The following is a 17,251-nucleotide window of genomic DNA, read 5'->3' as shown; positions in this document are numbered from 1 at the left end:
TCGCCTCGTCTCTCATAGCTGCCTCTCGCGGATGGTGAACCGATGGGGATCAACGCTTCCTCATTAATCTGGCGAGTGAGTCACCAGCACGATGATCACGTCGAGAGGAGCATCGGCGTAAGCGCGGATCGGCAGATGCCCGTACGCACTGTCGAGGGAGATCGTGAAGAGGCCTGCGCGCAGTGCAGCAAGCATGCGGTCCGGTCCTCTGGTCAATGCGACGACGCCCATGGGGTCGAACCCGCGATCGTCGTGCTCCTTCTTTAGGAAGGCGATCGTCTTTTCGCCTGCCTCGCTGCGGTGGTACGCCCATGCCTCGCGCGGAAAGGTCACGGGGCCCATGTCCTCTTCGAGACGAGCGACGAGCTCCTTCAGCTGATGCTCGTCGAGGTCGAGATCGGAACCGATCTCGAGATGGTCCGCTTCCTGCACATAGACCTCGACGTCTTCTGTCGGCGCCTCCGGTGCGGGTGGCACCACCGGGTCGGGGCCACGTCGGACGAAGGCGACCCAGCCGTACGCGGCGGTGTTCAGCTCCGCCTTGTCCGCTTCCTCGGTCGGGAGGAGGACGTCGATCTTCGGCGCGGGCCGCGGTGTGTGCGCTCCCAGCGGGATGCGATCGCGGTGCTGCGCGGCGAGGATCTCCTCGGCGACCTGATCGGCGCGCACACGACGGACGCGCACTTCGACGTTGTTCCCGAACACCCCCGAGACCCGGCGTTCGACGTCTTCCGCATTCTCGTTCAACGGGAGGTAGCCGGCTGGCGGAAGCTCGCCGATTCCGAGATACTCCGAGACGGGGACCGGATCGTTCTTGGCGAGAGGGCTGGTCGAGGCCTGCTCCCAGGCGTTCATGAACCCCTTGAACTCATCCCGGTTGCGCACGCCGTGATCCGATGGCTTGACGTCGTCGATGAACCGCCGCGCGCCTTCGAAGAGTTCCCGCGCCGCACGGAGGGATTCGTAAGCATCGCCGAGATCCAGGACCACCGCGCCCGCCGGCTGCGACCAACCTGCGACGCTGCCAAGGATCTCTGCCTCGAACTGGAGGATCTGCGCGAGGAAGATCGACCACGGGCGCATCGCGAGTCTGCCCTGCCAGGTCGCGTGGGCGGCCGGCCCATCGACGAGCCGTCTTGCCGTCCACTCCTGCAGGCTGTAGCCGCCGCCCGAGCGTTCGGGGATGTACACGACCCCGAGCGGTACGCCTCGCTCGTCGGATGCCGGCGTCCCGTCCGCCCAATCGTGCGCAGCGACGGAAGGCACCGGGATTCCCTGGCCCGACGGGACGAGCCACGGCTGACCGCCGGCGCGTTCGCGCTCGAAGTACGCGGACGAGAGCCAGTTGCCGCGCAAGTCCGGGGCCACCGCGTCGAAGCCCGGCAGCGCGTCGGGCGCAAAGCGGATCTCGACACCCTCGTCGCGCCATTGCCGGATCGTGGCTCCGCCGTCAGCGCAGTTGTCCGTGCAGAGACTCCCGTACACCGGGGCCGACCCGGAGGTGTCCGACGCCCACAGCAGCTCCACCCGCCAGAACCCGTCGACCGGCAGCGCCGGCAGATGGGCGTCGTCGAGTGGGACCGTCACCGCACCTGCGAGCAGGAGCAGCCTGCCGCGCGGGCTGATCGCGAGCCCCGGTGACACCGTCAGTGCGTTCGCGGTCTGCGAGAGCTCGAGCCCGTGCACGATGCCCGTGCCGCTCGCGGTTGCGACGGCGGTGGTGAGTGCGCGCGAATAGTCCTGAATCGCGGCGAGATGCTCGCCCCGCAGGAAGAGCCCGTCCTGCGGGTTGAGCGCACGGAAGCCCCCGAGATCGACCACGCCGGTCTGCGCGGAGCCGGCCGAGGTGGCGGACTTCGCCGGTGCCGCGACATCCCGCGGTACGAAGACCGTCTGGCGTGAGAGTGATGACGCGAGAGCCGTCTTGACCGCCGCGCCGGAGTCGTGGCATCCGCAGTCACTATTCGTCTTCGTCACCGGACTCAGCCTCCTCCTGCTGCGCGGCCTCTTCGTACCGCGGATTCACGTCGGTCAGGATGGCGTCACGCCCCTGGCCGGTGCTGCCGGGGTCATCACCCACGACGCCAGCGAGCGGCACGACCGGGTCGGCCCCGTAGACCGGAGTCAGCCCGGTTCCGACCATGAGCACCCGGATGAGCGGGTTCGCGGGACGATCGGCGAATCGGACGATGACGCGGCCGGATTCGGCGTGGTAGCGCGGCCGCCCGTCGAGGTCCTCGACGACCCAGCCCGAGGGCGACAGCGAACTAACCTGCACGGTGTCGCGCGTCAGCGTCGCGGGGAGGACGTCGGCTGTCATCTGGAAGGAGAGCTCCGCTTCATGCGGCCCCCATTCGATGCTCCCCGGCACCGCCTGCGGTCCCACCCCGACCACCGTGTCGCCGGCGCCGATGAGCCCCGGGGCCAGGGCGCACACGAGATCCTGGATGACCGTGGTGGGCAGCACCGTGCGCCGGCAGCAGTAGTCGATCGTGACATCGACGATCTCGGGGCAGCCCGACTCGTCCCGCATCGTGAAGTGCAGGCAGCCCAGCACGATCCCGGCATCGCCCTCGGCGACGGGGAAGAGCTCGTACTCGCAGGCCTCGCCGAAGGGCACGCGATCGGCCGCATCGCGCGCGGCGAGACAGCGGAACCGTCGCAGCAGCTCGCGGGCCCTCTCGTACGCCGGCGCCGCGAGCACCTCGTTGCGTGCGGCGAGCGCCTCCTTGCCGGAAGTGTCATCGTCGCCGACGAGGTCGAGTCCGAGCAGGACGCGCACCCGGTGGTAGGAGGCGGGACGCCGCGGGTGACCGCGCACGAATCCCAGCCGTGCGCGCTCGACGACGCGGGAGTACTCCTGGCTCTCGCGCGTGACGTCGCAGGGGTCGGCGAGCGCGGGAACCGGACGATCGAGGCACGCGTCGAACCCCAGGACGAGGCACAGCTCGACTTCCCAGGTCTTGCACGCGGGATCGTGGTCGACGTCGAGCAGGTCCTGGAACGAAAGGCACCGCGGGGCGTCGAGGTGCAGCTCGCGTCCGTGACCATCGATCGCGAGCCCGGGCGAGATCTCCAGGTCCCACTCGCCGTGTGGTTCGACGGAGAGCCCCCACACGACGCCGCTGCCGTGCAGCCAGGCGTTGTGGAGCATGTGCGTGGCCCGGGGGTGTCCCAGGAGCACTTCGAAGTCGTCGCTGTCGAGCAGCATCCCTCTCGCCGGTCGCAGCTCGCTCCACGGCCACAGGGGCAGCAGCGCCGATGGGTCGGAGGCTTCGCGGGCGCCACTGGTGCCGGCCACTTCACCGATTTTGGTCATCTCGTCTCCTTGGTGGCTCCCCAGGGAACGGGGTCGAGGCCTTCAGATACTCCCGGCGCACCGCGTCGATCAGGCGGCGCTGCGTGATGGGCTCTCCACTCGTCGCCGCGCTGAAGGCGGCGGCGACAGCCGCATTGCGGATCCAGCCGCCGGGGATGGGATAGATCCGAGCGAGGGCATCGAGATCAAGGTCTGGTCCGCGAACCTCGCCCAGCACCTCGGGCAGCGACCGGCGCCAGAGGGCGAGACGGGCCGAGAGGTCGGGCAGCGGGAAGTCGATGACGAAGTCGAGACGCCGGGTGAACGCGGGATCGATGTTCTGCCGCAGATTGCTCGTCAGCACGATGAGCCCGTCGAACTGCTCCACGCGTTGCAGCAGATACGCCGTCTCGAGGTTGGCGTAGCGATCGTGCGAGTCCGAGATCTCGGTGCGCGTGCCGAAGAGCGCGTCTGCTTCGTCCAGCAGGAGGACCGCCCGCGTGCGCTCGGCGGCCTCGAAGATGGCGGCGAGGTTCTTCTCCGTCTCGCCGAGCCACTTCGACACGAGCCGCGCGACATCGACCACCATGAGGTCGGTGTCGATCGCAGTCGCGAGCGTCGCCGCGGCGAGCGACTTGCCCGTGCCGGGCTGGCCGGAGAAGAGCATGCGGACGCCTCTGGTCGCCTGCGAGTGCTCGCGCATCCGCCAGTCATCGAGCACGGTCGTCTGCTGATCGAGCCGGTCGACAGCGGCATGGAGCTGGTCGAGCACATCGGACGATAGCACGAGCTGCGACCAGCCGACGTCCGGTACGACGAGGCGCGAACCCGCAGGAAGATTCACTCCCGTCCGGCCGCGGACCGCCTTCGACACCTCCCCGGAGTCGGGGTCGTGGCCGGCGGCCGCGAAGTCGAGGGCGAGCTGAGCCGTGATGGCGGGATCGAGGGGATGCCGCGCGGCTACGTCGCCTGCGTCGACGCCAAGCGCGGGCAGCGCGGCCGCCCAGGCGTGACGTACGGACGCGAGCGGCACCGGTCCGGCGTCGACGCGGAGCACGGCACGGCCCGGGGGTGCGAGCAGGATGCCGGGACGCGTGGCGACCAGCACCGCGCCCGGGAAGTCGCCGAGATCGACGGCGCCCGCCCGTTCGGCGCTGTCGGGCAGAGTGATCATCGGAAGACCGCCGCGGGCGACGGCGTGGGCGAGCAGAAGACGGATGCCGCGGCCGTCGTTGGCCGCGATCATCCCCCCGACGACCGTCGTCCCGACCGCGGAGGCGATCGCCTCGCACCGTGCCTGGGCGACCTGCGGGTCGTCGTGCGGCACCGCGACGAGGACGCGCGCCGACCTTCGCACGGCCCCGATGACGGCGCGCACATCGGCGAGCTCGAGCCAGGCATCCATCCCCGCGGGAGGGCCGACGCACGCGACCCGCGCCAGCTCCGCCGGCCAGGCATCGCACCCGTGGAGGGCCTGCCACAGCTCGGCAGCGAGCACGAGCGAGCGTTCGAAGAACGGGGCCGATCCGTCGGCGCACACGAGTCCGTTGCGCACCGCCGAGCCGGAGGACAGCAGTCCGCGCAGGCGCCCGCGCTCGGCCGGACGGCCACCGAGCACGAGCGCCGCGAGCCCTGCCGTCGGTCGTGGCTCGGCGGCGGGATGCAGAGAGCGGAAGGTCGAGGCGAGTCCTTCGTGCTCTTCGGGCAACCCCGCGAGCAGGACGAGGTCGGCTTCGTCGCCGGTGAGGTCGTAGCCGTCGACGAGGCGCTGCAGGGGCGATCCGGCAGGGGGTTGGTCGGGGAAGCCGGCGGCATCCGCCCAGTCGCGCAGGAACGCCACGGCCTGCTCAGCGCCGGACTCGGGGGTGCAGTACTGTTCGATTACGGCGGCCACCCGGGAGGCGAGCAGACCGGCACGGGCCGTGAGGTCGGCGCTCACGATGTCGATGGTCGGCGGGACGATGAACGCGAGCTCACTCATAGCGGAACCTCACGACCTGTCCCAGCCACGCGACCCACCCGGGGTCGAGGTCGAGGCCAGCGCGGCGCACGTCGACATCGACGTCGGCGACCGGCAGGCTGATCTCGACCCAGCCGGGGTCTCGGATGACGAGCGCGTCGCGCCGGAGCACACGGGCGACCAGTTCGGCGTCGTCGCCCTGTGTGCCCGCCGCGCGGAGCCGATCGGCGGTCGCGGTCGTCCAACGCGTGGCGCAGGCGTCGAGCGCCTGCCGTTCCGGCTCGTCCTCGTCTGCTGACGGAGGGGCCGTGAGCCCTGAGAAGGCGAGCAGGGCCGGGTCGTCCGGCTCAGCCGCGGCGAGCCGTACGGCAAGGTGATGCAGCGCCCATCCTGTGTGCCGGGCGAGGAAGGGCGGCTCGGCGATCGATGTCGGGATGCGGGCCTCCGCAGCAGTGTTGAGGAGGAACAGCAGACCGCCCCACGCCGTGAACGAATCMGCGCGCGGGGGTTCGGCGTCCCCTCGAATGTCGTCTCGCGTGGCCTTGCCCGATCCATGCTTCGGTGCGGACGCGCGTCGCGGCGCAGGGACAGCCGCGGTCGCGAGGCCGAGCGTCGGCTGCCGGTCGGCGTGCGGCGCGAGCCGAGCGGCGACGGCACGCACGAGTGCGTGCCGGGTCGCGTCATCCCGGCGCAGGAGAACCGGGTCGAGGTCTGCGATGGCGATGAGCGCCCACGATTCGAGCGTCGCGTCGTCCACGCGCAAGCCCGAGCGGAGCAGGGCCGAGGCGAGGACTCCGGATGCCGCGACCGCCGCCGCGAGACGCTCCACCGCGGCATACTCCGCTGCGGCAGGGCCCGAGGCTTCGCGACCCGCATGCGCTGTTCGACGGGCGCCGCGTTCAACGGAGTCGAGGGCCTCTGCGCGCCGGCCGCCCCCGTCGACGCTCGATGCACGCGGGCCGTCGCCGATGTCGGCTGCCTGCCGCTCGTCGCCGTCGACGCTCGCGAGGGTCGAGCCAGGCGCCCAAGGGATGCCGGCATCCCGAGCCACGATCAGGCCGGCGTGGGCCCAGCCCTCCGACCCGAGCAGACGGTGCAGGGGCGCGGCGCCGACGTCGGCCACGAGCCGTGTCAGAGCGGCGCCGGCGGCGTGGTGCAGCCTCGCGAGCGCCGTGAGGAAGACCGCGCGCGGCTCGGCGGCAGGTTCGGGATCGCCGGGCTCCAGAAGGCGCACCTGACGCCACGCCCATGCGCGATCGTATCGGCGGAGGGTCAACCCTCTAAGAAGGTCGTCCACTGCCTGCTCGGGGCGCTCGTAGCGCACGACGTCGCTGGATCCGTCGCGCAGCGACTGCCTGAGCACCGCGAGGATCCGGTCGGCCCATCGTGTCTCGAGTGCGCTAAGCGGACGCTCGGGATCGAGTTCGAGCGCGATGTCCAGGCGACGCACGCACCACTCGCCGTCGGGCAGGGGGTGCTCGCGCAGCGCGTCTTCGAGGCGGTCTTCGGCGAGATGGCGAAGCATGACGGGCACCTGCCCGTCGTCGGGCCAATCCGCGACGGAGGCGCTCATGCGGCCGATCAGCAGATCGCTCATCCGACTCGCACCCCCCCAAGGCGTGTCTCGCCCACGCGGGACGCGACCGCCGGAGTGCCGACGACCGTGCCGCCTCCGAGCCGCGCGCGTCCGATAATGCCGGTGGCGCGCCCCCGCGGCGGTGCGACGTACGCCGTGAGTCCGAGACGGAGTCTGCCCACCGGCATCCCGCTTCCCAGTTCGCACACGTCGCCGAGCGTGTGCGAGGGCTTCTGAGCGCGGACGAGGTCGCCGACCACCTCACGCTGCTCGTCCGTCAGACAGCCGGGGATGAGCACGGTGAAGCGATGCGCGAGCTTCTCGTACGAGTCGGCGCCGGGCAGAGCGCCGCCGATCGTGAAGTGGCCGAGCATTCCGGCGCTACGGGTCGTGCCGGCGACGGTCGGCGAGTCCAGGCCGCCATCCGGCTCGAACCCGAGGATTCCGCCTCCGAGCCCGCGCAGACGCCACCGTTCGACGATCCGGGCGTCCCTGCCGAGGTAGAGGCGCAGCATCCGTTCGAGCGCCGCCTGCGTGCCTCGGCGCGCGTAGAGCGCGTAGACCTCGGCGAGCAGAGCGCGGCGCGCCTCCTCAGGCCACCGCAGGTCGAGTGCGATCCCTGCGAACGATGCGAGCCAGGGCAGGAATTCGTCGGGGGTCGTCCGCGGATCGACCAGCATGCGCCGTTCGGCCGCGGCCGTGTCGAGATCGTGCAGCATGCCCTCTGCAGGGGTGAGGTAGCCGTGCAGGAAGTCGGCCTGCTCATCGACGCTCGAGAACATCCGCGGCAGGGCATTCAGGAGCGCGTGGCCCGGGTGCTCGATTCGCAGCGCCCGCACGCGGGGCGATGTGCGCTCGGTGCCCGTCAGTTCGAGCTGAAGCCACAGGTATCTTCCGGGAGGGGCCGCTACGCCGGTCTCATAGGTGGTCCATTCGGGGCCGGTCACGATGGGGTCGGCCGCGCCGAGTGCCACGGCGGCGCCGCGACGTACGACGGGCTGCACGTCGGAGTCGTCGAACGCGTCGGCGGGTGGCAGCGGCGGCGTCTGATCGGGATCGCGGACCGCACGCGTGCCGCGCGCGGGCGGTGTTGGGGGACGGGGATCGCCCACCTCGTCTTCGTCGGTCGTGAGTGCGCGGATCGTCAGCCCCGTGCCCGTCGGCAGGCACGCATGGACGAAGATGCGGCCCCAGCGGGTGCGATAGGTGCCGCTGTCGAGGCGATACGTCGTGACGGATCCCTGGCGTACGTGTCGCGTCTTCGGGCCCTGCGTCGTGCGATGGCCGCCGCGAGTCGTGTAGACCACACGGCCGGTCGCGTCTATCGTGACAGCGCCGCCGTCGTAGTCCTCTGCCGCGAGCGGCTCGTCCTCGATGAGCGCGCCGCCTTCTTCGGAGAAGCGGCGGATGACGTCGCCCGGCCCGAGTGCGACGACCAGTCGCCCGGCGGTCGTGCCCTCGATGTCGGTTGCGCCCGGCTCTTCGAGGAGTTCTTTACCCAAAAGGTCCGCGATCACGGCGGTGCCGTCGCCCGACCACAGCACGACGGGGCGGTCGGAGAGCAGGGCGATGCGAGTCGGCCTTAGCTGCGGATGCCCGCAGGGCCGTCGGAGCTTCTCGTTCCGCGTGCAGGCGCCGGCTCCATCGATTCGCAGAACGCGGTGCGGGGAACGGGTGAGGACGTACGCCCCCGCACCTGAGCCGCTGCCGATTCCCGCCTCGGGGCCCGTCGCGGCGGCGGGCGAGACGACGTCGATGGGACGCCCGCTGACGGGCACCCGGTGAAGCACGCGCCCCGACCAGAGGTCGGCGACCATTACCGCGTGGCCCGCGGATTCTGCGACATAGAGGCGGTCGAGGGCGTCGACGGCGACGCCGGTGGGATGCCGGAGCCCTCCGGGGCAGTCCGCCTCCGGGGCATCGCTGCTCGTGGTCACCTCGAGCGATCCGTCGAGCGGCCGCGTGCGCCAGGCGCGGCACCAGCGATCGTAGGCGAGACCGGCGGCACAGCCCGGCTTCTCCTTCTTGAACGGTGTGCAGGAGCCGCACTCGTCGTCCCACGGCGACGGCACCGCGATGGGCTGCCAGTCCAGACCGATCCCTCCGCCGGCGAGCAGCACGGTGCGATCGTGGGCACAGCGGGCCCACTGGTCCTCATGCGCGAGCAGGGCGATCCCCCGGTCGGCGTACATCAGCACACCTCCGGCGGGAGAGGTACGGGCACCTTGGGTGTCGGCGCGGGGCCGCTCGACGTGCCGGGAAACAGCGGGTCGCCGCGCTCGACGTCGATCGCCACGACCGCGGGGAGCTGCCATGCCTGCAGTGCCACGACATCCTGCTCCACGACATACCGGGGAGTCGTCTCGGTCTCGGGCGTGACGACGGCCAGGCGGGCGCCGACCGCATACTCGACCCCCTCGACCTGGACGGCGACGGCCTCGAGCTCAGCAGCGCGCACGGTGCGGCCGAAGGGCCATCCTTGGCCGTCCGGACCGTTCGGTGGCACAGCGGAGAGGTACTGACGCACGATCTTCTCGACCCAGCGGCGCACGGCGTCGACCTGGTAGCCGGTGCGCACCTGAACCCCGATCGACACCGCCACCCGCACATATTCCGGCGGGATCACGTATAGCTCGGCCGTCACGAGGCGCCGCGGTTGGAGGTACCGCGCGACCCGGCGCAGCAGCCCGATGTCGGGCACGGGCGCATCGGGGTCGCGAACGTCTTCGTCGGGGAGGATCAGCACCGACGTGACGCCCGCGGCCTCGATCGTCGGGGTGTCGGGGTGGAAGGTGGGGAGCACCTCGGCGCGGGCGACATCGGTGACTTCGAGTGCGAGTGCGCGATAGTCGTCGGCGGTCACGGCCCGATCGCGACGATGCACTTCACCGGGAATGGCGGCGAGAGCATCGCTCAGCGGCATCGAGTCGGCACCACCCGCGGTGGGGAACGGGTTGCTCACGGTGACAGCGGGGTGCTGCGTGAAGGCGGTGATCGACCCGGGCGGCAGGTTGCCCTTCTGGCCCTCGCTGTAGCGGTATGACGGGACGCGGATGCGTTCGCCGAGCTGCGGCACCCGGGCGCGGCCGAACACGATCGCACCACTCTCGTGATCGACCGTGAAGTGGCGGTCGTCGAGGGTGCTGACGGCGAAGTTCTCCACTTCGAGCCAGTCGGTCCAGCCGTCCGGCTCCTCGACCTGCAGTTTCACGGTCTTGGGGAGCACGGGGGAGTGATTCAGCGGAAAGCGCTGGTCGGCGTCGCCCGTGCCCGATCCGAGCAGTTCCGGGGGCGGGGTGCGCGACTGTTCGGCCGAGACGCAGTTCGCGCCGACCCAGCGGACGCGGTGGATGGCGTCCCCGATGTCGTTGCTCGCCGGTCGGGTCACACGAAGCCAGGCGACGATCCGTCCGCGGATATCGTCGTCGTCGATGATCGGCGGGTTGTCAGCCAGGCCGTCTCCCGGACCGCGCAGCAGGGGAAGCGCAGGGAGCTCGAGTTTGACGACCCCCGTCGTGACCATGCCATGCGTGGTGTCGCCGAGCAGCGGCAGGGGGACGAGCGATGCGTCGGCTCCCGTCCACAGCTCCCAGAGTGTCGCCGGTGGGGCGTCTGTCAGAGCGCCCGACCGAAGGGCGTCGGTCTCGTCGTGGGTCAGCTTCTCGAGCACGGGGGGAGTCTCGAAGCGCTCGTCGAAGACGACGCCGAGGAACAGGGTCCGCCGCGCGAACATGGCGCGGTCGATGGTCGGGGGGGCCAGCAATGCGATCCAGAGCGCCCGGTCGATCTGCTTGCTGACGTCGATGGTCGTCGCGTCGGGCAGGTTCGGGTCGAGCGGTGTGACCACCGTGCGGTAGAATGCGGCATCTTCAGCTGCGATCTTCGCTCGACTGAGCGCATCCGCGCGGCTGTCGCCGGCTCCGGCATCCGTCGCCGTCTTGCCCGCCGCGATCGCGGTGATCGGCCACACATAGAGTTCGTCGGTGGTCTGGAACGAGATAGCCCCCGCCGCCGCCTCGGACTCCTTCAGCACCTGCTCGCCCGCCGGCTGCTCGGTGGTGGCAGACAGCAGCACCTGCGCCGCCTGCGCGGGACGAGGCTGCACGCCGAGYAGGCGCAGGAACTCGATGCGCGTCGTCTCGGGGATCTGGTTGAAGCGGTACAGCAGCGACTCGCCCAGGTGGGCGAAAAGCTCGAGCAGAACGATCCCAGGGTCGCTCTTGTTGTAGTTCGTCCAGTCGGTGGAGTACGCCGGGATGAGGCGCACCAACTCGTCGCGCAGCTGCTCCTGCGTGCGATTGTCGAGGATCGGTCCGATCAGCGCCATCGGAGGATCACCTCAGATAGAAGGGGTAGACGAGATTGTCGGGCCGCAGGTCCGCCCGCCGCACATAGGCTATGTCGACCCACACGAGGTAGGGGTTGTCACCCTCCGTGACCGCCACTTCGGTCAGCTGGATGCGCGGCTCCCAGGTCTCGAGCGACGAGCGGATGTCGGAAGCCATCGCCGTGCGTGTCGTGAGGTTGTTGGGGGCCATGAGATAGCGACGCAGACCGCACCCGAATCCGGGAAGCATGATGCGCTCGCCGGGCTCGGTGTCGAGGATCGTAGTGACCGCCTGGCGGATGAGGTCCATCCCCCCGAGCCACGCGAGGTTGGTGAGGTCGGGTGCGTTCGGCGCGTTCGGCACGTTCGGCTCCCTCGCTTCGGGGAGGAAGGGAAGCCGGATGCCGGTGCCCGTCCACTGATCTACCACGTCCACCATGGGTAGATCGTCGCGGATGGGGCGTCACGGGGGCGTTGCGCGGGAAACGTCGGCGGGACGAAGTACGGGCGAAAACGTTCGTTAGTCACTGAGGCGTCACCAGCGAGCCCGGCGCATTGCGGCTCCGGGCGGGCGAGCCTATCCTACGTGCATGCCCCATGTCGCTCCGCAGGCGCGCCCCCGATCCGAGACTCGTCGCCCTCTTCGACTGGACGACAGTGACGGGAGCGCCGAGCGCGCGGCGGAGGATGCCGCGGTGCACGTCGACGGCGGTGGGCAACTGGCCCGGTCGATCGCCAGCGTCTCCGATCGTGGGCGCGGCGTCGCTCCGGAATCCGTCACCGACGCGTTGCGCGAGCCGGGGCGTCCGCTGGCATCGGCAGACCGGTCGGGGCTCGAAGCTCGTTTCGGCGCCGATCTGGGCTCCGTCCGCGTGCACGACGGAGCTCGCGCCGCACGGTCGGCCAGCGACGTCGACGCGGCGGCGTACTCGTTCGGCAGCCACGTCGTGTTCGGCGGCGGCTCATACGAGCCTTCGTCACCCCGTGGGCGCCATCTGCTTGCGCACGAACTGGCCCACGTGGTCTCCGGCGGGCGCCAGCCTGACGCGGGCTTGGTCGTCAATCGGTATCGGAGCAAGGATTCATTCGCCTTCGGCGAGCGCAACACGAAGTCGCTCGTGGAAGAGTCGTTCGACACGAAGAAGGACAAGGAGAAGAAGCCTTGGATCGAGCTCGTCGAGGTGACGTTCACCGGAACCCAGTCCGACGCCAGCGGCAACGTCTTCTCGACGGGCCAGGCGAAGGTGAGCTATCACGCCAATCCCGTGGCGCTCCCCGGATTCACTTTCTCGATATCCGGTGGATCGGGCCGCATGAAGACGGATGCCGGTTCCTTCACGGTTCACCGCATCGAAGGGTTCGGCTACAACAGCGGGAGCGCGTCGGGCACGCCCGGCGTCGACTTCAAGTGGTCCGATCGTGAAGGGCCGGACAAGCGGTACACGAAGCAGGGCTCGACTGGCTTCCGTGCGGCCAACATGAGCTTCGCCGTTTTCTACAACGCGGGCGAGGCGCTGCACGCCGGCCCGCTCGACTTCACCTCCCACGGCTGCGTGCACGTCGACTGGAACAACGAGGACACGATCAAGCAGCTGAACTACCACAGCGTCATCGGCCTGACGAAGGTGAAGGTCTCTTACCCCAAGGCCCCGTGACGGCGTCGGCTGAGGTTGCCCGGGATACTCGTGCCGTTGGCTGGCAGTGCGGTGCCGGATCAGGGCCGCTGGTCGGGGAGCAGGCAGTCCTCGAGGACCGTGTCGTTCAGGTCGGCTCCGACCAGCACAGTGCCCCGCAGATCGCATCGTCGCAGGGTTGCTCGCGCGAAGGAAGAGCCAGTGAGGTCGGCGTCGGTGAGCCGGCAGTCCTCGAGGAGCGCAGCCTCGAAGGTCCCGCCGCGGCAGGCGACGCGCGCGAACTCGCAGTTGATCAGTGTAGCGCCTCGCAGATTGGCTCGATCGAGGATCGCGTCCTCCAGGAACGACGAGACCAGATCCGCGGCGACGAGGCTCGCGTCGCTCAGGTCGCACCGGCGCAGAGATACCTGATCGAGGCGTGACTCGTCGAATGAAGCGCCGACGAGGATCGCGTCATCGAAGTCGCAATCGATCAGGACCGCGCGCTCCCAACTCGATCGTGCGAGGTCCTGGGACCGCAGATCCACGCCTTCCGCCTGTACAGAGTCCAACCTGCTGTCGGGCATCGCTCGAGCGCGAACCGCGGCCGCTGTCGTAATCACCACGGCCTCGCTGGCAGCAGGGGCACTTGCTGCCGTGAGCGCGGAGTGTCCGCGGAGCACCGCCTCGTCGTCCGACAGTTGGGGCGCGAGGTCCACGCGCACCATTCCTCCGCCGATCTCGTGACTCGTCACCGGTTCGGGCGGCTCCTCCTCGGGAATCAGCTCCGTGGCGTGCGGATGCGACATCCAGGTGCGCCATCCCCATCCGCCGAACTCTTCCCCACCCAAGATCGGCCCTGACAGCGCTGCGAGGTCGAGGAGTCGATGATCGTCACCGGAACCGAGAATCGGCCACGCCCACATCAGGTCGGGGAGCAGGGTGACCGCCAGGCGGTCCCCGATCGCGTCGAGGGTTGCCAGATCAGGCAGTTCGAGGCGCACATGGGTCCGCTCACCCGGCCAGAGCCGGGCTTCGAATGCGCCACCGGCGCCAGTGAGCCGAATGCTGGGGACGGTCGACTCCAGCGCCGCCCGTTCGTCGAACGGCATCGGGCCATCCTCCTCTCGCAGCGTCAGGGTCTGCGGCTGCAGCCCAGCGCTCCGGAGTATTCCCAGGACACCCGACAGGAGTTGCGCACGCGGGGCAGCCCGACCGATGGACAAGAGGGCCCAGCGTCTGGGTCTCACGGCTGCGCCTTGTGGCCGGCTTGCCAGGTGTCGGTCGTCGGGTTGTAGGTGTGGGTGATCGCGCCGTCGTGGAGGTAGTACACAACGCACCCGGGGGCCTGGCCGACCGTCTTGCTCGGCCGGACCTGGGGCAGGCCATCCGCCCCGAGTGGTCGGTCGCTGGAGAGGATGAGCTCGTGCCGCCCCTTGCCTTCCCGTTGTACCATCTCACGCTGGGCGCGAAGCTGGAGGCTGTCGTGAAGGACGTCGCCCTCGGGGCTGGTCATATGCTTGTGCTCGATGACGTCGAACCCGCCGTCAGGACGTGGCCGCACGCCGTCGGGGCGGGTCGTGATCTCTGTGAAGTCCGCGGCATTGCTCGGCCGCCGACCGCCGGTTATTCCTGTGCGGATGACCTTGCCCTGCTTGTCCACCCACTCTCCGTAAGTGTACGACTTCTGTCCGCCGACTCCGAGAGCTTCGTTGTTGAGGAAGCCTCCGGTCTGCTCGATCGCCGTGCGCTCGAAGGGCGACGACGCGTCCCTGTTGACGTTGGCTCGGAAGCCCGCCTCCGCCCACTTTGCGAACTGGTCGCTTGTCCGCGGTCCCATGCGATCAACGTACCGTTTCCAGCGCCACAGGATCCGCGGCTCCGAGGTCGGCTCGGCCGTGCGTGAGAGCTTCATGACCTCTCCGACGCTCAGCCCGGTCTGGGCTTTGAGCTCGGCGCCGGAGAACTCGTCGGCATTGGTGATGCCCCACTCGGCGCGGTGTCGATCGACGGGCGTCTGGGCTGCCATCATCCGGGCACGTCCGCTGCGCTCGTCGGCAAGCGCACGTGCGGCAGCGGCGCCGAGCGTGACCCTCGACCCCGCCGCCTCGGGTGAGAGATCCGCCCGCACGAGATCCCGGTAGCCGTGTGGCTTCTGCAGAGTCGCGACGATGGCGTCGTCTGTGACACCGCCGTTGCGCAGCCGTTGGTAGGTGCCGACGCTGACCAGTTGGGCGAAGCTGTCCAGTTGGCCCAGCTTGTCGAGATCCCTGACGAAGTCGCGGGCTTCGGCCGGATCTGCCCCCCGACGCAGCAGTGCATCTCGGACCGTGGCGCGGGAGTCGACGGCCGCGACGAACCCTCGGCCCGCCTGCAGAGATCCGAGGTCACGGGAATGGAGTTCGATCTGCGACTCGATGGACCGCAGCTGGGCATCCGCCTCCGCCCGTTCCGCGGCCGAGAGCGGTCGGTCGACCTGACTTGCCCTGCCCTCGATCCAGTCGCGTCGCGCCTTGAGATCCTCGGCGATGAGGGCGAGCTTCGCGATCTCCTGCTCAGCCTCTCGACCCCGGGTGCCCCGTGCCCGACGTCCCGCCAGCAGGTCCGTGTAGCCTTCCAGCGTGGCCCGGACCTTGCCGAGCGTTCCCGTGAAGCGGGCCTGATCGCGGGCGGTGCCCAGATGCTGCTCGACCTCCGCCCGCGTTGCATCCGGCCCGACGCGGATCTGCACTTCGTTGGCGAGCGGGACCGAATGGACGGTGTTTCCCGACAGCAGCGGGTCCTGCACGACCCGGACCCGAGCCCGCAGGTCGGCGGGCACGGCGTCTCGAAGCGGGGCTATCTCGGCATCGGTGCGCAACCGGAACGACGCCAGGGGTCCCGTCGTCAGATCGACGGCCTTGGATGGCTGGATGACGCTGTCCCGCGCCGTCTCGATCTCTGCCCGGGGTGATGTCGTCTGGGTCACCTCGACCTGCATGGCTTCGAGCAGCCGGTACTCGGGTGTGTTGTGCTTGCCCGCCCGTCCGAGCTCGGTCAGCTGCGCGTTGATCTCGGCAAGCATGGGCTCCTTCGCGCCCTTGGTGCGCGCGACCTCGCCCATGGCGGCGACGAGACTTCGAGGGGATGCGGCGGGACCCTGCGTGATGCGGGTGATCGCCGCGTGCGCCGTCTTTGTCGCGGCGCGGCTCACGACCTCGTCCATCAGGCTGAGCAGGTCGGCGACGGCCGCCTGTGAGGCGAACGCGTAGGCGCGCGCGTGCCGGAAGTCCGTCACCTTGGCGACTTGGTGCATCCACATCGCGAGGCCGACGACTGCCGCCAGCGGAGAGCAGTTGTTCGACTGGAGATACCCGCTGATTCCCGCATTGACGACCTTGCCCAGCGGCCCGAGGTTGTCCAGGATCGCGGTTCCGAAGGTGATGCCGGTGGCGTAGGCCGAGACCTCGAAGAAGTGCCCGGCAGATGTGCCCTCGTCGAGCGTCCGCTTGATCCCGTGTTCAGCCTGGGCGATCACCAGGACGGCCGCCACCCGGAACGCCGTATCGGACTTGGCCCGGAGGAACTCGTCGAGATAGTCGGTGAGTTCCCGCACCAGATCGCCGGGCTGCGGTTGAGCAGCCCGCTTCGCAGTGGCGAGATGGTCGGCGGCCTTCTTGACCTCGGGGGAGACCACAGCCGGCTCCCCCTTCGCCGTCGCGGCGTTCACCGCCGTGGCCGCGACCAGGCCTTGGGTTCGGACTGCGGCCTCTCCGACTGCTGCACCGGACTGCGCTCCCGAACCGGTGGGGAGCCGTGGGACTGTGCTCGCGCCCTGCAGCGCGTTGAGTTGACGTTGCGCGAGCAGGTATCGCGCGACCTCGGGTGATATAGTTCGCTGCTCGCGGGCGACGATCTCGGGTTCCGATCGACCGTGAGCGCGCGCCGTCGACTCGTCCTCCCAGACGTCGACGAGGTATGTCCAACCCTCGTCGGCCGTGACTGCGCGAATGCCCACCAAAGCCGCATCGGGGTTCTTCAGTTTTCCCGCTTCGGGCCCGATCAGCCGGACCAGGTCCTTCTGGTTGGCTCCTGGGCCCTGGGTGGGGTTCTTGGCGACATCGGTGAAGCGGCCGGAGCTGGTCTCGGAGCCGTGGCGCGCCGTGGTGGGCGGGCTGGCGATCTTCGCGCCGGCGGGCGTGCTGATCTCGAATCCAGTGGTGCGTCGCGCGGAAGGGCTGGTTGCGCTGCCCGTGACCTTGATCGGATCAACCCGAGCGGGAGGGAGGCTGCCGGTGAACTCTGTCGTCGCGTCTCCCATCGCTTCCGCAAGGCGATCGACGAAGATCCACATCATGAATGCCCGTGCTCCCGCCCCGCTGATCGAACTGATGCCAGACGGAATCCCGGTCAGCTCATAGGGCGTTCGCACCTTCTCCAGCTGCTTCTGCCGTTCTTCAGGGTCTTTGGACATCCCACCAGTGGCGTCGAGCATGGC

General features: G+C 69.6%; 10 protein-coding genes. 1 reads left to right on the top strand and 9 read right to left on the bottom strand.

Annotated elements, in window-relative coordinates; all coding sequences use genetic code 11:
• Positions 1–63 precede the first annotated feature (63 nt).
• Genes AC1D2F_RS20350 through AC1D2F_RS20320 form a run of 7 tightly spaced genes read right to left on the bottom strand, consistent with a single transcriptional unit; the run spans position 64 to position 11,600 of the window.
• Entirely contained in the window at positions 64–1,977 is a 1,914-nt protein-coding gene (locus AC1D2F_RS20350) for a hypothetical protein (protein WP_476967581.1), read from the bottom strand.
• On the bottom strand, positions 1,961–3,319 hold the full coding sequence (locus AC1D2F_RS20345) for a hypothetical protein (RefSeq protein ID WP_476967580.1): 1,359 nt from the start codon (positions 3,317–3,319) through the stop codon (positions 1,961–1,963). Before AC1D2F_RS20345 ends, AC1D2F_RS20350 begins: the two co-directional genes overlap by 17 nt.
• Positions 3,303–5,279, bottom strand: a complete 1,977-nt coding sequence (locus AC1D2F_RS20340; RefSeq protein ID WP_476967579.1) for an ATP-binding protein — start codon at positions 5,277–5,279, stop codon at positions 3,303–3,305. The genes AC1D2F_RS20345 and AC1D2F_RS20340 overlap by 17 nt, the downstream gene beginning before the upstream one ends.
• Positions 5,272–6,855, bottom strand: a complete 1,584-nt coding sequence (locus tag AC1D2F_RS20335; protein WP_476967578.1) for a hypothetical protein — start codon at positions 6,853–6,855, stop codon at positions 5,272–5,274. Before AC1D2F_RS20335 ends, AC1D2F_RS20340 begins: the two co-directional genes overlap by 8 nt.
• On the bottom strand, positions 6,852–9,026 hold the full coding sequence (locus AC1D2F_RS20330) for a phage tail protein I (RefSeq protein ID WP_476967577.1): 2,175 nt from the start codon (positions 9,024–9,026) through the stop codon (positions 6,852–6,854). The genes AC1D2F_RS20335 and AC1D2F_RS20330 overlap by 4 nt, the downstream gene beginning before the upstream one ends.
• The gene (locus AC1D2F_RS20325; protein WP_476967576.1) at positions 9,026–11,161 is read right to left on the bottom strand and encodes a putative baseplate assembly protein; all 2,136 of its coding nucleotides are present in this window, start codon (positions 11,159–11,161) and stop codon (positions 9,026–9,028) included. Before AC1D2F_RS20325 ends, AC1D2F_RS20330 begins: the two co-directional genes overlap by 1 nt.
• A 7-nt stretch (positions 11,162–11,168) precedes the next feature.
• Positions 11,169–11,600 (bottom strand): GPW/gp25 family protein, encoded by a 432-nt coding sequence (locus tag AC1D2F_RS20320; protein WP_476967575.1) that lies wholly within the window; start codon positions 11,598–11,600, stop codon positions 11,169–11,171.
• A 151-nt stretch (positions 11,601–11,751) separates the two neighbouring features.
• Here AC1D2F_RS20320 and AC1D2F_RS20315 point away from each other — a divergent pair, with 151 nt between their 5' ends.
• Positions 11,752–12,816: an eCIS core domain-containing protein gene (locus AC1D2F_RS20315; protein WP_476967574.1), complete on the top strand. Its 1,065-nt coding sequence runs from the start codon at positions 11,752–11,754 to the stop codon at positions 12,814–12,816.
• 59 nt (positions 12,817–12,875) lie between these two features.
• On the opposite strand, the gene AC1D2F_RS20310 is transcribed toward AC1D2F_RS20315, so the two are convergent.
• Positions 12,876–13,886 (bottom strand): pentapeptide repeat-containing protein, encoded by a 1,011-nt coding sequence (locus AC1D2F_RS20310; protein ID WP_476967573.1) that lies wholly within the window; start codon positions 13,884–13,886, stop codon positions 12,876–12,878.
• Positions 13,887–14,020: 134 nt separating this feature from the next.
• Positions 14,021–17,227, bottom strand: a complete 3,207-nt coding sequence (locus AC1D2F_RS20305; protein ID WP_476967572.1) for a hypothetical protein — start codon at positions 17,225–17,227, stop codon at positions 14,021–14,023.
• Between the last annotated feature and the right edge of the window lie 24 nt (positions 17,228–17,251).

The organism is Arthrobacter sp. P1_B3, assembly GCF_056406615.1.
This window is presented reverse-complemented; position numbering and strand designations above follow the sequence as displayed.